The organism is Mesorhizobium sp. M9A.F.Ca.ET.002.03.1.2, assembly GCF_003952365.1.
Taxonomy (GTDB): domain Bacteria; phylum Pseudomonadota; class Alphaproteobacteria; order Rhizobiales; family Rhizobiaceae; genus Mesorhizobium.
In genome coordinates this window covers 2,343,134-2,361,797 of record NZ_CP034443.1, presented here as the reverse complement: position 1 = coordinate 2,361,797, position 18,664 = coordinate 2,343,134, and the positions used below count along the sequence as shown (strand labels likewise).

Here is an 18,664-nt window from a genome sequence, read left to right as displayed (position 1 = left end):
GGCCGGCCTGACCTGAACCTCAACGGACCCGGGGGGCACGAAATCTAATATCCGATCGCCTCGCCGGATGCGGCGCGGCTGTCGATGGCGCCGTTGTAGCGCGCGCCGCCGCCCTTCTCGATTTCGGCCAGGCTCTTACCGCCGACCAGGATGCCGGCCGCCTGGCCCCAGGTCGCGTCAGTGACATCGAGGCGGTAGCCCATGCCGGCGAGCAGTTTTTCGGTATCCGGCGACAGGCCGAACGGTTCGATATAGACCGTGTTGGGCAGCCACTGGTGGTGGATGCGCGGCGCATCGACCGCCTCCTGGATGTTCATGCCGTGATCGACGACATTGACGATCGCTTCCAGCGTGATGGTGATGATGCGTGAGCCGCCGGGGCTGCCGATGACCATGAACGGCTTGCCGTCCCTGGCGACGATGGTCGGGCTCATCGACGACAGCGGCGTTTTCCTCGGCTCGATCGCATTCGCCTCGCCCTGGACGAGGCCGTAGAGATTGGGCACGCCCGGTTTCTGGGTGAAATCGTCCATCTCGTTGTTGAGCAGGATGCCGGTGCCGTCGGCGACGACGGCGGCGCCGAAGGAGCCGTTCAGCGTATAGGTCACCGCGACGGCGTTGCCGTCATTGTCGACGATCGAATAATGCGTCGTCTCCTGGCTCTCGCCAAAACCCTTCGGCATCAGATCCTGCGACACGCCGGCCCGGAACGGATCGATCTTTTCGCGGATTTCCTTCGCGTAATTCTTGTCCAGCAGTTTTTCGACCGGATTGTCGACGAAGTCGGGATCGCCGAGCGCCGAGTTGCGGTCGACATAGGCATGGCGCATCGCCTCGACCATGAGTCGAACGGTTTCGGCGGAACCGGCGCCGAGATAGGACAGCGGATAGCCCTCCAGCACGTTGAGGATCTCGCAGATGATGACGCCACCGGAACTCGGCGGCGGCGAGGAGGTGATCTCATAGCCGCGGTAGTTGCAGGTCACCGGCTTGAGCTCGCGGACCGCGTAGGTCTCGAAATCCGCCTTGGCCAGAATGCCGCCCTTCTCCGCGCTCGCCTTGACGATGCCGTCGGCGATGGTCCCCTTGTAGAAGGCATCGCGACCTTGCTCCGAAATAGCAGAAAGGGAGGCGGCGAGATCGGCCTGAACAAGGCGCTCGCCGATCGCGTAAGGCTTGCCGTCCGGCTTCAGGAAGATGGCGGCCGCGGCCGGGTCCTTCGCCAGCCGCTCGGCGCCGCCTTCGAGCGAGGCGACATCACCCTGCTCCAGCACGAAGCCGTCCTTGGCATAGCCGATCGCCGGCGCCATCAAATCCTGCCGCGTCAGCGTGCCGTATTTTTCCCGTGCGGTCTCGAAGCCGGCCACCGAGCCCGGCACGCCGACCGCGAGATAGCCGTCGAGGCTGGCGCCTTTCACCGGCTTGCCGTCCTTGTCGAGATACATGGTTTTCGTCGAGGCGAGCGGGGCGCGCTCGCGGAAATCGAGAAAGGTCGAGCGGCCGTCCTTGAAGCGGACGGTCATGAAGCCGCCACCGCCGATGTTGCCGGCGTTCGGATAGACCACAGCCAGCGTATAGCCGACGGCGACCGCAGCATCTACGGCGTTGCCGCCCTTCTTCAGCACCTCGACACCGACTTCCGACGCCAGATGCTGGGCGGTCACCACCATGCCACGCTCGCCCTTCGCCGGCTGCGGCGAGGCGGCGAAGGCGGCCGCCAGCGGCGCAAAGGTCAAGGTGAGGGAAAGACTGACGGCGATCAGCGTTCGGCTTGTGTGGTGCATGGCCGTTCTCCGAGGGGCGTTGGATGTGCCTAGAAGACCCCGTCGGAGGGATTGAGTCCATGGCAATGGAACGGAAAGAGATTGGTGCACGCCTCACCGGCCGCTTCGCGTAGCGCGCTTCATCAATCCTATAAGTCTCATTCCGATCGAGGGCATTGCCACGTAGCTTCCGGGATCACCTCGACGAGCTCAGTTGACTAAGCGCCTCGGCAGGTCCGCGGCCCAAAGCAGACCTTCGTTACCCCCGAAGTTGACGAATCAGAGCCGCTTCGGCAGCATTGGTCCCGGCGTGGCCTACCGCCGAACCTCCCAAGACCTTCCTCAGCACGGTCTTAAACGGAGGCAAAGGGACTTAAGTCTCGGGTCGCTGTCTTGGTCCGATCGTTTCGGAAGCGGTTGCTGGGGAACTCCGTCCGAGACGTGAAAGGCCTGACAATGACGAAAAACGGAACCTTCAAACATCGTGTACGTGCCCGTGCCGCTAAAACGGGCGAGTCCTACACCGCCGCTCTCGCGCATGTTCGCCGCAGTTCGCGGCACGACCTGACTCCTGAAGCCAAGTCATTGCGTCTGGCTGTAGCGCAATCCAGCCTCTGCGATGATCCTCGCGACATAGCTGCGCTTCGCGCCAGCGGGCTGGAGATGCGACGCCTGATGCGTCAGGCACATCAGGCGGGAGCGAGAATCGTGCATTTTCCAGAGGGCGCGACCTGCTCCCCGAACAAGCGCATCATGTCGGTCAGCGGGCCCGAAGAAGTCGGTCCTTCCGATTGGGGGCGGTTCGAGTGGGCTGTCCTACGCGAGGAATTGAATGCTGCGAGGACGCTTGCGCGCGAGCTCGGGCTCTGGACGGTCTTCGGTTCAGTGCATCAACTCACCCAGCCCCACCGGCCGCACAACAGCCTGTATATCGTCTCCGATCGTGGGGAACTGGTGACGCGTTACGACGAGCGCATGCTGTCGAACACGAAGATCTCCTTTATGTACACGCCGGGTTCAATCCCGGTGACGTTCGAAGTTGACGGTGTCCGCTTCGGCTGCGCGCTAGGGATGGAAACGCATTTTCCGGAGATTTTCATCGAATACGAGCGGCTTGATGTGGATTGTGTTCTGTTCTCGACCACTGGCGGGGCCTCCCCCAATGACTTGTCGTTCGCTTCCGAGGCGCAGGGGCACGCAGCAAGCAACAGCTACTGGATCAGTTTCTCTGTGCTCGCTCGACATGGCATGACTGCCCCTTCGGGGATCGTTGCTCCTGGCGGCCAATGGGCCGCACAATGTGCAGCGGATGGAATACCCTCAATTGCCGTTGTCGATATCAACAACAATCCGGGAGACCTCGCCCGACCCTGGAGGCGAACGGCTCGGACCGGCATTTACGAATCGCACCTGGTGGACGACGACCCACGAAGCGACAGCCGCGATATATTCTGAGCATCCGCGGATCGACTGGGCAATTTCAACTTGACTGATGACGGCAGCTATGATAGGAATTTATTCATGGTGCTGATTCGCGCCAACGACCCGCCTGAGGCGGGTTTTTTGTTTCAGGCCGATATCAAACGATCCCGCCGCCGCCGCTCGCAACCGCCGGCCGTTCCGCCGCGACCTTGGCCCGGTAACCGGCGGCGCGGTAGGCGGCGACCGGATCGATGGCGCCGCCCGTGTTCAGCCGCGCCATGGCGAGGATCGGCTCGACATCGGTGCGATAGGCTATCTTCAGCGCCTGCGTCGCCATCAAGGCGTCATTGGCGTCCTGGAAGCCTTCCAGCGCCCTGCGGTCGACCAGCAGTGCCTGGGCGTAGGCGCGCTGCACCTCAACCGCCGACAGCATCAGGCTTTCGATCGGGTCGGTGACGTTGTGGCTCTGGTCGAGCATGTGGGCCGGATCGAAGCCGTTGGCGCCGGCAAGCTCGGCATCGACCAGTTCGTTGAAGACGAGGAACAGCCGGTAGGGATCGATCGAGCCGGCATCGAGGTCGTCGTCGCCATATTTGGAATCGTTGAAATGGAAGCCGCCGAGCTTCTTGAACTGGATCAGCCGCGACACGATCATCTCGATATTGACGTTGGGTGCATGATGGCCGAGGTCGACCAGGCAGAACGCCTTGTCGCCGAGCTCGGTGGCGATCATGTAGTTGGTGCCCCAGTCCTGCACGACAGTCGAATAGAAGGCCGGCTCGTACATCTTGTGCTCGGTGAACAGCTTCCAGTCGTCCGGCAGTCCGGCGTAGATCTCCTTCATCGCGTCGAGATAGCGCTCGAACGCCTTGGCGAAATTGACCTGGCCGGGGAAATTCGAGCCGTCGCCGATCCACACCGTCAGCGCCTTGGAGCCGAGCGTCCGGCCGATCTCGATGCATTCGAGATTGTGCTCGACCGCCTGGCGGCGCGTTGCGGCATCGGCATGCGACAGCGAGCCGAACTTATAGGAAAGCTCCTGGTCCCTGGCGTCGGAGAAGGTGTTGGAATTCATGGCGTCGAAGCCGAGGCCGAAGCGGGAGGCCGCCTGTTTCAGCCGCTTCGGATCGGCCTTGTCCCACGGAATGTGCAGCGAGACGGTGGGTGTGGCCTGTGTCAACTGGCGGATGACGGCGCAATCCTCGATCTTGTCGAAGATGTCGCGCGGCTCGCCGGCGCCGGGAAAGCGGGCAAAACGCGTGCCGCCGGTACCGACGCCCCAGGAGGGGATCGCCACGGCGAATTTTTCGACCTTGTCGCGGATGGTGTCGATGGCGATGCCGCGGCGGTCGAGGCGCTCGCCGAGCGATTGGTAGTCGCGCTGGAGATCGGCCTTGCGTGCGGCGTTGCTCTTTTCGACGATGTCGGCGGAGATGATCAATTCGGACACTGCACTTCCTCCCAAATACGTTCGGTCGGCGCTGCCCCTCACCCTTACCCTCTCCCCGTAACAACGGGGAGAGGGGGACGCCGACGCTGGAGCGCTTCCCTTCTCCCCGTCACTATACGGGGAGAAGGTGCCGGCAGGCGGATGAGGGGCAGCGCCGACCTCAAAGTGTGATCACTTATCGCGTAAAGCTCTGGGCGTTGCCCGCGTCGACATTGACGATGTTGCCGGTCGACTTGGCCGACATGCCGGAGGCGAAGAAATAGATCGCCTCGGCGATGTCTTCGGGGAACACCGAACGCTTCAGCATCGAGCGCGAGCGGTAATGTTCCTCGAGATCGTCGGTCGACATCTTGTAGGCGGCGGCGCGCTGTTCCTTCCACTCGCCGGTCCAGATCTTCGAGCCGCGCAGCACGGCGTCGGGATTGACGACATTGACCCTGATCTGCGCTTCCGCGCCCTCCAGCGCCAGGCAGCGCGCCAGGTGGATTTCGGCGGCCTTGGCCGTGCAATAGGCGGCGGCATTGGGCGATGCGGCAAGACCGTTCTTGGAGGCGACAAAGACGACGTTGCCGCCGATTTTTTGCGCGCGGAACAAGCGGAATGCTTCCCGCGAAACGAGGAAATAGCCGGTCGACAAGATGTCCATGTTCTTGTTCCACAGCGCCAGCGTGGTTTCCTCGATCGGCGCCGAGGTTGCCAGGCCGGCATTCGACACCAGGATGTCGATGCCGCCGAACTCGACCGCGGTCTCGGCGAAGCCTGATATCACCTGGTCCTCTGATGTGACATTGATGACCAGCGGCCGCACGAAATCCTTGCCATAGGCTTTCGCCAGTTCGTCATTGGCGCTGGCAAGGGCGGCTTCGTCGATGTCGGCCAGCACGACGCAGGCGCCTTCGCGCAGCAGCCGGTTGGCAGTCGCCCGGCCGATGCCGCCGGCGCCGCCGGTGACCAGCGCGATCTGGCCGGCAAGGGCCTTCGGTTTCGGCAGGCGCTGCAGCTTCGCCTCCTCGAGCAGCCAATATTCGATGTCGAAGGCCTCCTGCTCGGGCAGGCCGACATAGGTCGACACCGTCGAGGCGCCGCGCATAACATTGATGGCGTTGACGTAGAACTCGCCCGAAATGCGCGCCGTCGCCTTGTCGCCCGCGAAGGTGAACATGCCGACGCCGGGCATCAGATAGACCACGGCGTTCGGATCGCGCACCGGTGGCGAATCCGCATGCTTGCAGCGGTCGTAATAAGCCTGATAGCCAACGCGATACTCCGCCACGTCGTCGGCGAGACGAGCGATCACGGCATCGACATCGGGGACCTTGGGATCGAACTCGATGACCAACGGCCGGATCTTGGTGCGCAGGAAATGGTCCGGGCAGGAGGTGCCGAGCGCCGCCAACGGGCGCAAATCCTTCGAATTGACGAATTCGAGCACGGCAGGCGAATCGTCGAAATGGCCAAGCTTGTGGCTCATCTGCGAGATCAGGCCGCGGATCCTCGGCATCAGCTTTGCCGCCACGGCTCGACGCGCCGGCGCGTTGAGCGATTTGACCGCTTCGCCGCCGAAGATCGGCAAACCTTCGGACCGACGCTCGAACCACTCGATCGCCTGATTGATCACCGAGATCGTCGTCTCGTAGCATTCTTTTGGCGTGTCGCCCCAGCTGAACAGGCCATGGCTTTCGAGAATGACGCCCTTGGCCCTTGGATGTTCAAGACAGAATTTTTCCAGCCACAGGCCGAGTTCGAAGCCCGGACGCTTCCATGGCAGCCAGCCGATCGTGTCACCAAAAATCTCCCTGGTCAGCGCCTTCGAATCCTTGGCGGCGGCAATAGCGATGATGGCGTCGGGATGCATGTGGTCGACATAGGGCCTCGGCACGAAGGCGTGCAGCGGCGTGTCGATCGAGGCCGCGCGCGGGTTAAGATTAAATGTGCAATGGGGCAGATAGCCCACCATCTCGTCCTCATGCTCGAGGCCGCGATAGAGACCCTTCAGCGCCCTGAGCTTGTCCATGTAGAGCGTGGCGAAACCGTCGAGCCTGATCGAGGCGCTGTCGCCGCCCGAGCCCTTGACCCACAGCACTTCCACGCTCTCGCCAGTGAGCGGGTCCTTTTGCCAGATCTTGGAGGAGGTGTTGCCGCCGCCATAGTTGGTGACGCGCTTGTCGGAGCCGAGAACATTCGAGCGGTAGACGAGACGTTCCGGCTCGCTCATCGCCTGGGCTTTCGCCTCATCCCAAAGATTGGCAAGGCGCGTGCCGGAGCGCTTGTCGAGCATAGGTAATCCTCCCGTGACGTGAGACGCGCAAAACGATGCGGTCGATTGCCACCGCATAGCGGGTCAGCTTTGGTCGAATGTCCACGGAAGCGACGGCGTTGTCAATCACAAACGATCAAGATTGATCATATTGCACTGCACAATGAAATTATATGATCGGAAATGATTGACACTGCGCGTTTTGGGTGCCTAGATGTGCAGGCAGGGAGGAACCATGCACGAAAAAGAGCGCCACAGGATCATTTTGTCCGCCGTCCAGGAAAAGCCTGTGGTGACGGTGCAGGAAATGGTCGACCTGACGGACTCGTCCGAGGCGACGATCCGGCGCGACATCGCGGCATTGCATGTGCAAAAGCGCCTGCGCCGCGTGCGCGGCGGCGCCGAGGCGATCACCCCACCGCAGTTCATCGGCCTTGCCGGCCGGCCCTTTTCCGTCAACGAGACGATCAACGCTTCGCAGAAGCGGGCGATCGCGCGGGAAGCCGTGGAACTGTGCAAGGACGGCGAGCCGATCATCGTCAATGGTGGCACCACCACCTTCCAGATGGTGCATTTCCTGACCGGACGCCGCATGCCGATCTTCACCAATTCCTTCCCGATCGCCGAGCACCTGCTCAAGCACTCCAAGAACACGGTGATGCTGTCGGGCGGTACCATCTACCGCGAGCAGAACATCATCCTGTCGCCCTTCGACAATGACGTGACGCGCAATTTCTATGCGCGCCGCATGTTCATGGGCGCGCAAGGGCTTGGGCCATTAGGCCTGATGGAAGGCGATCCGCTGCTGATCCAGGCCGAGCAGAAACTGATCGACCAGGCCGACGAGCTGGTGGTGCTGGTCGACTCGTCGAAGTTCCGCAAACGCTCGAGCCTGATCCTGTGTGGTCTCACGCGCATCGCCACGGTCATCACCGACGACGGCATCGAGGATCGCGAGGCCAAGATGCTGGAAACCGCTGGTGTGACGCTGATCGTCGCCCGCACAACGCTTGGCAACAAGGAAGAATCTTCACTGCAGGCCTGAGACGACCCGCAGCGGCGATGGAATGCAACGCTCAAGGGAGGATATTCGAATGAGCATCTTGAAGAAATTGATGGTGACGGCGGCCCTGTCGGCCGCCATGTTCGTGAATGCCGCCTACGCCGAGAACGTCAAGATCGCGCTGGTGGTGAAGTCGCTCGGCAACGGCTTCTTCGATGCCGCCAACAAGGGCGCCGAAGAGGCGGCCAAGGAACTCGGCGACGTCGACATCATCTACACCGGCCCTACCAAGGCCACCGCCGAAGCGCAGATCGAAGTGATCAATTCGCTGATCGCCCAGAAGGTCAACGCCATCGCCATTTCGGCCAATGACGCCGACGCGCTGGTTCCGGCGCTGAAGAAGGCGATGGATCGCGGCATCACCGTTATCTCGTGGGATTCGGGCGTCGCTCCGGAAGGCCGCCAGCTTCACCTCAACCCATCCGACACCGACCTGATCGGCGAGACCATCATCAAGCTCGCCGCCGACTATCTGCCGGAAGGCGGCGATGTCGCCATCCTGTCGGCTTCGTCCACCGCGACCAACCAGAACGCCTGGATCGACGCGGCCAAGAAGGTGCTGCCGGAGAAATTCCCGAAGATCAAACTCGTCGCCACCGTCTATGGCGATGACGACTCCGCCAAGAGCACGGACGAGGCCAAGGGCCTCTTGAAGTCCTATCCGAACCTCAAGGCGATCATCGCGCCGACCACGGTCGGCGTCGTTGCCGCCGCTCAGGTGGTGACCGACGAGAACCTGATCGGCAAGGTCAATGTCACCGGCCTGGCACTGCCGTCGGAGTTCAAGAAGTTCATCGACAACGGCGCCTCGCAAGCCGTCGCGCTGTGGAACCCGATCGACTTGGGCTATTCGGCCGTCTACCTCGCCCATGATCTGGCGGTGAAGAAAGAAGAGGCGAAGCCCGGCGCGACGCTGTCGATCGGCCGCGTCGGCAAGGTCACGCTCGACGACACCAACTCGGCTGCGATGGCTCCGCCCTTCCAGTTCGACAAGACCAACATCGAAGAGTTCTCCAAGATCTATTGATCCTTGGACGCTCTAACCCTCCCCTTGTGGGGAGGGTCGGCGAGGCGGTCTTGCGAAGCAAAACCGGCGAGACGGGGTGGGGGTGGCGACATCTCCACACACCAGGACCTTGATATGCTAGTAGACCCCCATCCCGCTCAAATCGTTCGCGACCCTCCCCACAAGGGGAGGGTAAGGCGGCTCCGCGCCTGACGCTGTCCGGCATCTCGAAGAGTTTTCCCGGCGTGCGCGCGCTGCATGATGTCAGCCTGTCGCTTTATCCCGGCCAGGTGACCGCGCTGATCGGCGAAAACGGCGCCGGCAAGTCGACGCTGGTCAAGATCATGACCGGTATCTACCAGCCCGATGCGGGCACCATCAGCATCGACGGCCAAGCCGTCACACTTCCCAGCGCGCATGCCGCCTTCGGGCACGGCATTACTGCCATCCATCAGGAAACCATGCTGTTCGACGACCTCACGGTTGCCGAGAACATTTTTCTCGGCCACGCGCCGCGCACGCGCTTCGGCACCATCGACTGGCGCACCATGCGCAGACAAGCCCGTGAAGTCCTGAACACAATGGGTGCCGGCCATATCGACGCCGATGCGCGGCTGAAAGATCTCGGCATTGCCAACAAGCACCTCGTGGCCGTCGCCCGCGCAATGTCGATCGACGCGCGGATCGTCATCATGGACGAGCCGACCGCGGCGCTTTCGCTGAAGGAGATCGAGGAGCTCTTCCTGCTGGTCGAGTTCCTGAAGAGCGAAGGCAAGGCGATCCTGTTCATCAGCCACAAGTTCGACGAGATCTACCGCATCGCCGACCGTTACACGGTGTTCCGCGATGGCGAAATGGTCGGCGAAGGCTTGATCAAGGACGCCGGCCAGAGCCAGATCGTGCGCATGATGGTTGGACGTGCCGTCGACCACATCTTTCCGCAGCGCAAGGCCGAGATCGGCGCGCCGGTGCTCACAGTCTCCGGCCTGTCGCACCCGACCGAGTTCGACGATATCGGCTTCGAGCTGCACAGAGGCGAAATCCTCGGCTTCTACGGCCTTGTCGGCGCCGGGCGCAGCGAAGTGATGCAGGCGATATCAGGCATTACCCGCACCAGCGGCGGCACGATCGCGCTGGAAAGCAAGGCGATCGTACCGAAATCGGCGGCGGACTCGATTGATGCCGGCATCGTCTACGTGCCGGAAGAACGCGGCAAGCAGGGCGTGGTGATCGGCCTGCCGATCTTCCAGAATATCTCGCTGCCTTCGCTCAAGCGCACGTCCAAATCCGGCATGTTGCGGCTGGCGGAGGAGTTCGCGCTGGCTCGTTCCTACACCGAGCGGCTGGACCTGCGCGCCTCCTCGCTCAGCCAGGACGTCGGCACTTTGTCGGGCGGCAACCAGCAGAAGATCGTCATCGCCAAATGGCTGGCGACCGCGCCCAAGGTGATCATCCTCGACGAGCCGACCAAGGGCATCGACATCGGCTCCAAGGCCGCCGTGCACGGCTTCATGGCCGAGCTCGTCGCGCAAGGCCTGTCGGTGATCATGGTGTCGTCCGAACTGCCTGAGATCCTCGGCATGTCCGACCGCGTCGTCGTCATGCGCGAAGGCCGCATCGCCTCGGTCTACGACAACAAGGGGCTCGACGCCGAAACGCTGGTCAGGACGGCAGCGGGGATCGCGGCATGAAGATTTTTCTCAAGTACCGCGAAGTCTGGCTGCTTGCCGCCATCGCCGTGCTGATCGGACTGATCTCGATGCGCTTTCCGGGCTTTGCAGCCCCCGGCAATCTGCGCCAGCTGTTCAACGACACCTCGATCCTGATGATCCTGGCGCTGGGGCAGATGGCGGTGATCCTGACCCGCTCGATCGACCTGTCGATGGCGTCCAACCTCTGCTTCACCGGCATGGTGGTGGCGATGCTGAACGCCGCACATCCGGCAATCCCGATCCCGCTGCTGATCGTCATCGCACTTCTGGTCGGCTTGGTGCTCGGCGCGATCAACGGCCTGCTGGTGTGGCGGCTGAACATCCCGTCGATCGTGGTGACGCTCGGCACGCTCACCATCTACCGCGGTGCCACCTTCGTCATATCAGGCGGCGCCTGGGTCAATGCCGATCAGATGAGCCCTGAGTTCATCGGCCTGCAGCGCGCCGCTTTCCTCGGCATTCCGGTGCTGTCATGGATCGCCATACTGGTCATCGCGCTGTTCTTCCTCTTGATGACGCGCACCGCGCTCGGCCGTTCGATCTACGCCATCGGTGTCAATCCGACCGCATCGGTCTATGCCGGCATCGATGTCCGCCGCACCAAGTTCATCGTCTTCTGCATCTCGGGAATGACCGCCGGTCTCTGCGGCTATCTCTGGATCTCGCGCTACGTCATCGCCTCGGTCGAGGTCGCCAATGGCTACGAGCTCAACATCATCGCCGCCTGCGTCATCGGCGGCATCTCGATCGCCGGCGGCATCGGCTCGGTCGGCGGAGCGGTGCTCGGCGCGCTGTTCCTCGGCATCATCTCCAATGCCCTGCCGGTGATCAACATCTCGCCGTTCTGGCAGATGGCGATTTCGGGCAGCGCCATCATTCTTGCCGTGGTGCTCAACGCGCGCGGCGAACGCCGGCAGGGCCGCATCATCCTGAAGAAGGCGGAAGCGGCATGACCGACACCCCTGCACCACGCCACATTCCCGACCGGCTCGACAACCCGCTCAGCTCGGCGATCTTCTCCTGGGAGGCGCTGCTGGTCGCCGTGGCGGTCGCCATCTTTGCCGTCAACAGCTTCGCCTCGCCCTATTTCCTCGACGCGTGGTCGCTGTCGGACCTGACCTTCAACTTCACCGAAAAGGCGCTGATCGCGCTCGCCATGGCGCTGCTGATCATTTCCGGCGAGATCGATCTGTCGGTCGCCGCCATCATTGCGCTGGCTTCGACGATTATGGGCATGGCGGTGCAGGCCGGCGCCGGCACGCCGGTGCTGGTGGCGATCGGCATCCTGGTCGGGCTGGGCTGCGGCGCCTTCAACGGGCTGCTCGTCACCAGGCTGGGCCTGCCGTCGATCGTCGTCACCATCGGCACGATGAGCCTGTTTCGCGGCATCGCCTTCATCGTCCTCGGCGACCGGGCCTACAAGGGTTATCCCTCGAGCTTCGCCTTCTTCGGCCAGGGCTATGTCTGGTGGGTGGTGTCGTTCGAACTGGCGCTGTTCCTCGTCGCGGCGGTCATCTACTGGTTCCTTCTGCACCAGACGAGCTTCGGCCGCCGCATATTCGCCATCGGCAACAACCCGGTCGCGGCGCAGTTTTCCGGCGTGCGTGTCGGCCGCATCAAATTCATCCTATTCTGCCTGACCGGGCTGATGGCAGGCATCGCTTCGGTGCTGATCACCTCGCGGCTCGGCTCGACACGGCCGTCGATCGCGCAAGGCTACGAACTGGAGGTCATCACCATGGTCGTGCTCGGCGGCGTCAGCATCCTGGGCGGCGCCGGCAGCATTCTGGGCGTGGTGCTCGCCGCTTTCATCATGGGGCTGGTGACTTTTGGCTTGGGACTGCTCAACGTGCCCGGCATCGTCATGTCGATCTTCATCGGCCTGTTGCTCATCATCGTCATCGCGTTGCCCATCCTGTGGCGGCGCGTGCGAAGGGAGCGCTTCACCTGATGCCCGAGAAATACGCGTTCAAGATGAAGCTCAATCCGGGCATGAAGGCCGAATACAAAAGGCGCCATGACGAGATCTGGCCGTCGCTGGTGGCGCTGCTCAAACAGGCCGGCGTTTCCGACTATTCGATCCATCTCGACGAGGAGACTAACACCTTGTTCGGCGTGCTGTGGCGGCGTGACGGCCATGGCATGGACGAATTACCGAAGCACCCGGTGATGCAGCGCTGGTGGGCCGAGATGGCCGACATCATGGAGACGGAACCGAACAACGAGCCGGTGGCGGTGCCGCTGGAAACAATGTTCCATATGGAATGACCCGCCACGTCGCCGTCATCGATATCGGCAAGACCAATGCCAAGGTGGCGCTGGTCGATCTCGCCGAGATGCGCGAAGTCGCGCTGCGCCGCGTGGCGAACGCGCCCGTTGCCGACGGCCCCTACCCGCACCACGACGTCGAGCTTCTATGGTCGTTCATCCTCGACAGCCTCGCAGCGATCAACCGCGACCAGCGCATCGGTGCGATATCGATCACCACCCACGGCGCGACGGGCGTGCTGGTTGACGCGGCCGGCAAATTGGCGCTGCCAGTGCTCGACTATGAATTCACCGGGCCAGACGCCGTTGCCGAGGACTATGACGCGATCCGCCCGGCCTTCGCCGAGACGGGCTCGCCGCGCCTGCCGGTCGGCCTCAATCTCGGCGCGCAGCTCTTCTGGCAGCAGAAGCGGTTTCCGGCGGATTTCGCCAGGGCCGCCGCGATCCTGATGTATCCGCAATACTGGACCTTGCGCCTGACCGGCGTCGCCGCCAACGAGGTGACTTCGCTTGGCTGCCACACGGACCTGTGGAACCCGTGGAAGGCGGATTTTTCGTCGCTGGTCGACAAAATGGAATGGCGCCGCCTGATGGCGCCGGTGCGGCCGGCGAAGGATCGCCTGGGCCTAATCCTGCCCGCCCTTGCTGCACGAACCGGTCTCGACCCGCAAACGCCGGTGTTTTGCGGCCTGCACGATTCCAACGCATCGCTGCTGCCGCATCTCCTGTCCGACAGACCGCCCTTCGCCGTCGTCTCGACCGGCACCTGGGTGGTGTCGATGGCCGTCAGCGGCAACACGGTCGCGCTCGACGCGGCGCGCGACACGCTGGTTAATGTCAATGCGCTCGGCGATCCGGTGCCATCGGCGCGCTTCATGGGCGGCCGTGAGTTTTCGCTGCTGACGCAAGGCCAGTCGCAAGACTGGACCGGAGAGGATGTGGAGGCGGTGTTCACCAGGACAGCTCTGCTGCTGCCGGCAACGCAACAGGGTTCGGGGCCGTTTGCGCACCACACCGCCGCATGGCTCAACGCCGGAGGCTTGAGCAACGGCCAGCGCTTTGCCGCTGTCTCTTTCTACCTGGCGCTGATGACGGCGACCAGCCTCGAACTGATCGGCGCCGATGGTCCTGCCATCGTCGAGGGCCCGTTCGCCCGCAACCGGCTTTTCACGCAGATGCTGGCGGCAGCAACGGCGCGCGCCGTCGTTGCGTCCGAGGCCGCGACCGGCACCAGCATCGGCGCCGCCTTGCTGGCGTCGCACCAAAGAACGATCCAAGGCAAAGGCGACAGGATCGAACCGCCGATTGAGCCAGCCTGGGCGGACTATGCGCGCTCGTGGCGTGCGGCAGTCGACGCGTGTCGCTGACTACAAAATCCGCTTACCAAAAGCCGACATGACGAAATTGACCGTTTCCGTCGCCAATCGCGGTTCGAAACCTGACGTCAGGCCGGAGACGTCCATCGACAATAGCCCGCCGGAGAGCGCGATAGCCTCCATCGCCTGATGCGTTTCGCGCACCGTGAGGCCGCCGGAACCAGCCGCCCAGCCGGCGAATTCGGTCACATCAGGGGAATAGCTGACATGGAAGCCCTGCGTGCCGGAGGTGGCGATGCGGATCGCCTCGTGCATCAGGTCGCGCATGCCCATGGCGTCGATGTCGGTCATGGTGAAGGCTGTGACGCGCGAATCCTTCAGCACCCGCACCTCGGCCGGATCGGCATGGCGCAGCCCAACGATGACGACGTTTTCCGGCGACAGCTGCGGCAGCAAGGCGCCGGGCTTGTGGTCGAGGCCGAGCGCACGCGCCAGCACCGAGCCTTCCGGCAGATCGATGCTGTCTTCGCCTTCCGGCATGAGTGCTGCGATGGAATCGATCCAGATCAGGCCGAAGGAGTGTGTGGCCCGCGCGGTCGCTGTCAGCGCCTTGTGGGCGATGCGCCGGTCGCTCCCGGCGGTGAGCCGGATCAGGCCGGAGGGTGGCCGCTCGATATCGGCCAGTTCGACGACGTCGAAATTCATCGCCTCCAGCCGGGCGCCGGTCGCCTCCCTGGCGAGGATGCCGGCGGCGGCCGGTTCGGCCGATATCGACACCATCTTGCGGCCGGAAAAATCCTCGACGTCATGCATCGGGGCCTTTTCGACATATTCCGAGGTCATCGCCAGCAGCATGGCGCCATAGCTCATGCGGAAGGCGACGCGGTCGCCGACGGCGGGCGGCGGATCGGCGTCGTGCACGTCGAGCAGCAGATGGTCGCTGGAGGCGCCCAGCACCCGCACGCCCTTGGCGATCGGAATGAGCCCTTCGACCAGCACGTCCTCGCGGCCGATATTGGCGATGGCGCGCAACCTGTCGCCCTCGTCGGGAAACACCGGCTGGTTGCCGAACGCGTCGTAGCCGGATTGGCCGATCGGCCGCGACGGCTTCAGCTTGACCTCGATGAGTTCGCTGGTCAGCCGGCAGGCGTCGGGCTCGAGTTCAGCCCACGGCGTCTCGCGGAAGGTCTCGACGCCACCCTGCAGGATCGCCTCACCGACGCGCAGATTGTTGATGCCGGCGGGCAGCCTGCCTTCGAGCAGCAGCGTCAGCGACGACGACGCTCCGCCCGAGATCCAGTCGAGCCTTGCGCCGGAAAGCCGCTCGGTCTTGTAGGCATGGGCGACGAGTTGCCCGAGATTTTCTTCCGTCGGCATGATGGCGCCGAAGCAGCCGAGATTGGTGCCGATGCCGGCGATGCGCACGCCCTTGAGCGCCAGGATCTGCTCGACAGTCGGCACGAGATCGTTCGGCCAGATACCCTCCCTGAGGTCGCCGAGATCGATCATCAGCAAGATGTCATGGACGCGGCCCATGCGTTCGGCGATGCGCGATAGCTCTCGGATGGTGGCGAGTTCGGATTGCAGGCTGATGTCGACGGTGCGCACCACCTCCTCGATGCGCGCCATCGGCGGGCTGCGCAGCAGCATGATCGGGGCGGTGATGCCGCTGTCGCGCAGCCGGCGGATGTTTTCGAAGCGCGATTCGGCAATGCCGGCGACGCCGCCGCGCAGCATGGCGCGCGCCACTTGGGGCATGCCGCAAGTGCCCTTGGTGACACCGAAGACCTTGATGCCGGACAGGGCACAGCGTTCGACGATCGTGCGCGCATTGCGCTCGATGCGGCCAAGGTCGATGGCGACTTGCGGTCCCGACATTTTAGCCCCTGTAGACCAGCCCTTGCGGATCGATGTCCGGCTTGCGGCCGGCGACCACATCGGCGAGGAATTTTCCCGAGCCGCAGGCCATGGTCCAGCCGACATGACCGTGGCCGGTGTCGAGATAGAGGTTTCTGTAGCGTGCCTGGCCGATGACCGGCACCGAGTTCGGCATCATCGGCCGCAGACCGGCCCAGAGCTCGGCCTTGCTCTCATCGAAGGCGCCGGGAAAAAGCTCCTTGCCGGTCCTGAACATAGCGGCGAAATCGCTCGGCTTGTGGGTGCGGTCGAAACCGGTGAATTCGGCGGTCGACGCGAGCCGCAGCCGGTTGCCGAGCCGCGAATAGGCGATCAGTTGATCCTCGTCGGCGCCGCCCATGGTCGGCCCCTTGCTGTCGTCCTCCAGCGGCACCGTCGCGGTGTAGCCCTTGACCGGATAGACCGGCAGATCGATGGCGTAGCGGCGGCCGAGCAGGCCGCTTTCCGGCCCCATCGAGATGACCACGGCGTCGCCGGCTATCGGGCCGGCCGAGGTCGTCACCGCGCGCACCCGGTCGCCTTCGATGTCGAGGCCTTCGACCGTCGTACCGTAGAGAAACCGAACACCGAGTTTCTCGGCGGCATAGGCAGCGAGGTTCCGGGTGAACTGGTTGGAGTCGCCGGTCTGGTCGATCGGCGAATAGACGCCGCCGGCTATTTTGTCCCTGGCTCCGGCAAGGCCGGGCTCGAGTTCGACCAGCCGGTCGCGGCCGACGATCTCGATCGGCAGACCGTGTTGGGCAAGATAGCGGTAATTGTCGGTGCCGGTATCAAGACTCTGCTGCGAGCGAAAGAAATAGAGGATGCCCTTCTTGCGCTCGTCATAGTGAATGCCGGTGTCGGCGGAGATGGCGTTGATGCAGTCGCGCGAATAGAGCGCCAGGCGCAGCTTGATGTCGGTGTTGGCGCGCAAACGCGCATGCGTGCATTGGCGCAGGAAGCGCAAGCTCCAGGCGAAGAAATAAGGATCGAAGCGCAGCCGCACCTTGATGCCGAGATCGTGATTGTAGAGCGCGCGCAGGAATGTCCTCAATGCGGCGGGCGAAGCCCAGGCGGTGGCGTCGCCCGGCGACACCAGGCCGGCATTCGACTGGCTGGTGCCGCACGCCGCCATCGGATGGCGCTCGATCACCGTGACCTCGTGGCCATCGCTGGCCAGATAATAGGCGGCTGCCGTGCCGACGACACCGGCTCCGAGCACCAATATTCTCATGCCGCCCCCCCAAAAGGTCACACGCGGCCAAATGCGTTCACGCTTCGCCGCGCAGTTCCTTCAATAGCGCTTCTGTGCGGGGCTTTCGAGCCTAAGAACTTGGCCTCAGCTCCGCGCTGAATTCTTACCGGTCAGGATGCGCTCCCAGGCCAGCGCGTCGGCGACGATCAGGTCGAGGTCGTCGCGTTGCGGGGTCCAGCCGAGCTCGCGGCGCGCCAGCTCCGAATTGGCGACTACCGCCGCGGCGTCGCCTGGACGGCGCTCGCCCATCCGCACCTCGAAATCATCGCCGAAGACGCGGCGCACGCTGTCGATCACCTCGAGCACCGAATAGCCGTGGCTGTAGCCGCAATTGGCAACGAGGCTTGCTCCGCCGGCGCGCAGCCGCTCCAGCGCCAGCCGATGCGCCGCCGCCAGGTCGCTGACATGGATGTAGTCGCGCATGCAGGTGCCGTCGGGTGTCGGATAGTCGGTGCCGAACACCTGCATGAAGGGGCGCTTGCCGAGCGCCGTCTCGCTGGCGACCTTGATCAGATGCGTGGCGCCCGGCGTCGACTGACCGGTGCGGCCCTTCGGGTCGGCGCCGGCGACGTTGAAGTAGCGCAGCGCCGTATAGCGCAAGCCATAGGCGGTTGCGGCGTCGCGCAGCATCCATTCGCTCATCAGCTTGGACAGGCCGTAGGGCGATTCCGGTGCAAGGCGGGCATCCTCGCGCACCGGCTCCAGCCCAGCGCCGCCATAGACGGCGGCGGTCGAAGAAAAGATGAAATTGGGCACGCCTTCGCGCACCGCGGTTTCGATCAGCGTGCGCGTCTTGCAGGTGTTGTTCTCGTAATAGCCGAGCGGGTCGGCAACCGATTCGGGAACCACGATGGAGCCGGCGAAATGGATGATCGCGTCGACATGATTGTCGCGGATGATCGAACCGACCAGCTCCTTGTCGGCGACATCGCCGACGACCAGCTTCGCCTCGGGCGCCACCGCCCATTCGAAACCGGTCGAAAGCCGGTCGAGAACGACAACACTGTCGCCAGCATCCAGCAGCTCCCAGACCATGTGACTGCCGATATAGCCGGCACCGCCTGTCACCAAAACCGTCATCCCATGTCCTCGCTATTCCTGATTTATCGGAACTGTCTCAATATCCGCCTTACTGGAAAGCCGGCCGCCAGGCCATTGGTACCTGCGGTAACCAGTCTCATCGGCGCGTGGCATCGTCTTGAAACAAAATTGATCCACATCAAGGGAATAGGCCATGATCCGTGGTCGTTAGGAAC

General features: G+C 63.4%; 14 protein-coding genes. 8 read left to right on the top strand and 6 right to left on the bottom strand.

Annotated features, from left to right (window positions below):
* Nucleotides 1-44: 44 nt before the first annotated feature.
* A complete protein-coding gene (gene ggt, locus EJ066_RS11580) occupies nt 45-1,784 on the bottom strand; it encodes a gamma-glutamyltransferase (protein WP_126037944.1) in 1,740 nt (579 codons plus the stop codon).
* 435 nt (nt 1,785-2,219) lie between these two features.
* Between ggt and EJ066_RS11575 the strand changes: the two genes are divergently transcribed.
* Nucleotides 2,220-3,218 carry a carbon-nitrogen hydrolase family protein gene (locus tag EJ066_RS11575; RefSeq protein ID WP_126037941.1) on the top strand — a complete coding sequence of 333 codons (999 nt, stop codon included), beginning with the start codon at nt 2,220-2,222 and terminating at the stop codon, nt 3,216-3,218.
* Between the two features lie 124 nt (nt 3,219-3,342).
* On the opposite strand, the gene rhaI is transcribed toward EJ066_RS11575, so the two are convergent.
* Together rhaI and EJ066_RS11565 are read right to left on the bottom strand one after the other, a co-directional pair.
* Entirely contained in the window at nt 3,343-4,635 is a 1,293-nt protein-coding gene (gene rhaI, locus EJ066_RS11570) for an L-rhamnose catabolism isomerase (protein WP_126037938.1), read from the bottom strand.
* A gap of 175 nt (nt 4,636-4,810) precedes the next feature.
* Nucleotides 4,811-6,913 (bottom strand): bifunctional rhamnulose-1-phosphate aldolase/short-chain dehydrogenase, encoded by a 2,103-nt coding sequence (locus EJ066_RS11565; RefSeq protein ID WP_126037935.1) that lies wholly within the window; start codon nt 6,911-6,913, stop codon nt 4,811-4,813.
* 214 nt (nt 6,914-7,127) lie between these two features.
* Between EJ066_RS11565 and EJ066_RS11560 the strand changes: the two genes are divergently transcribed.
* The 7 genes from EJ066_RS11560 to EJ066_RS11530 all read left to right on the top strand — a co-directional run bounded on the left by EJ066_RS11560 (nt 7,128) and on the right by EJ066_RS11530 (nt 14,308).
* Nucleotides 7,128-7,937, top strand: coding sequence for a DeoR/GlpR family DNA-binding transcription regulator (locus EJ066_RS11560; protein ID WP_126037931.1), 810 nt, complete (start codon nt 7,128-7,130; stop codon nt 7,935-7,937).
* A 49-nt stretch (nt 7,938-7,986) separates the two neighbouring features.
* Nucleotides 7,987-8,982 carry a rhamnose ABC transporter substrate-binding protein gene (gene rhaS / locus EJ066_RS11555; protein WP_126037928.1) on the top strand — a complete coding sequence of 332 codons (996 nt, stop codon included), beginning with the start codon at nt 7,987-7,989 and terminating at the stop codon, nt 8,980-8,982.
* A 188-nt stretch (nt 8,983-9,170) separates the two neighbouring features.
* Nucleotides 9,171-10,652, top strand: a complete 1,482-nt coding sequence (locus tag EJ066_RS11550; RefSeq protein WP_126037924.1) for a sugar ABC transporter ATP-binding protein — start codon at nt 9,171-9,173, stop codon at nt 10,650-10,652.
* Nucleotides 10,649-11,626 (top strand): ABC transporter permease, encoded by a 978-nt coding sequence (locus tag EJ066_RS11545; protein WP_126037921.1) that lies wholly within the window; start codon nt 10,649-10,651, stop codon nt 11,624-11,626. Before EJ066_RS11550 ends, EJ066_RS11545 begins: the two co-directional genes overlap by 4 nt.
* Nucleotides 11,623-12,624, top strand: coding sequence for an ABC transporter permease (locus EJ066_RS11540; protein WP_126037918.1), 1,002 nt, complete (start codon nt 11,623-11,625; stop codon nt 12,622-12,624). Before EJ066_RS11545 ends, EJ066_RS11540 begins: the two co-directional genes overlap by 4 nt.
* A complete protein-coding gene (rhaM, locus tag EJ066_RS11535) occupies nt 12,624-12,941 on the top strand; it encodes an L-rhamnose mutarotase (RefSeq protein ID WP_126037914.1) in 318 nt (105 codons plus the stop codon). Before EJ066_RS11540 ends, rhaM begins: the two co-directional genes overlap by 1 nt.
* The gene (locus tag EJ066_RS11530) at nt 12,938-14,308 is read left to right on the top strand and encodes an FGGY-family carbohydrate kinase (protein ID WP_126037912.1); all 1,371 of its coding nucleotides are present in this window, start codon (nt 12,938-12,940) and stop codon (nt 14,306-14,308) included. The genes rhaM and EJ066_RS11530 overlap by 4 nt, the downstream gene beginning before the upstream one ends.
* Here EJ066_RS11530 and EJ066_RS11525 read toward each other — a convergent pair whose 3' ends face one another.
* The 3 genes from EJ066_RS11525 to galE form a co-directional block, all read right to left on the bottom strand.
* Nucleotides 14,309-16,135, bottom strand: a complete 1,827-nt coding sequence (locus tag EJ066_RS11525; RefSeq protein WP_126037909.1) for an alanine racemase — start codon at nt 16,133-16,135, stop codon at nt 14,309-14,311. It abuts the gene before it with no gap.
* A 1-nt stretch (nt 16,136) separates the two neighbouring features.
* A complete protein-coding gene (locus EJ066_RS11520) occupies nt 16,137-17,387 on the bottom strand; it encodes a D-amino acid dehydrogenase (protein WP_126037906.1) in 1,251 nt (416 codons plus the stop codon).
* Between the two features lie 105 nt (nt 17,388-17,492).
* Nucleotides 17,493-18,488 carry a UDP-glucose 4-epimerase GalE gene (gene galE / locus EJ066_RS11515; RefSeq protein ID WP_126037903.1) on the bottom strand — a complete coding sequence of 332 codons (996 nt, stop codon included), beginning with the start codon at nt 18,486-18,488 and terminating at the stop codon, nt 17,493-17,495.
* Nucleotides 18,489-18,664: the final 176 nt, after the last annotated feature.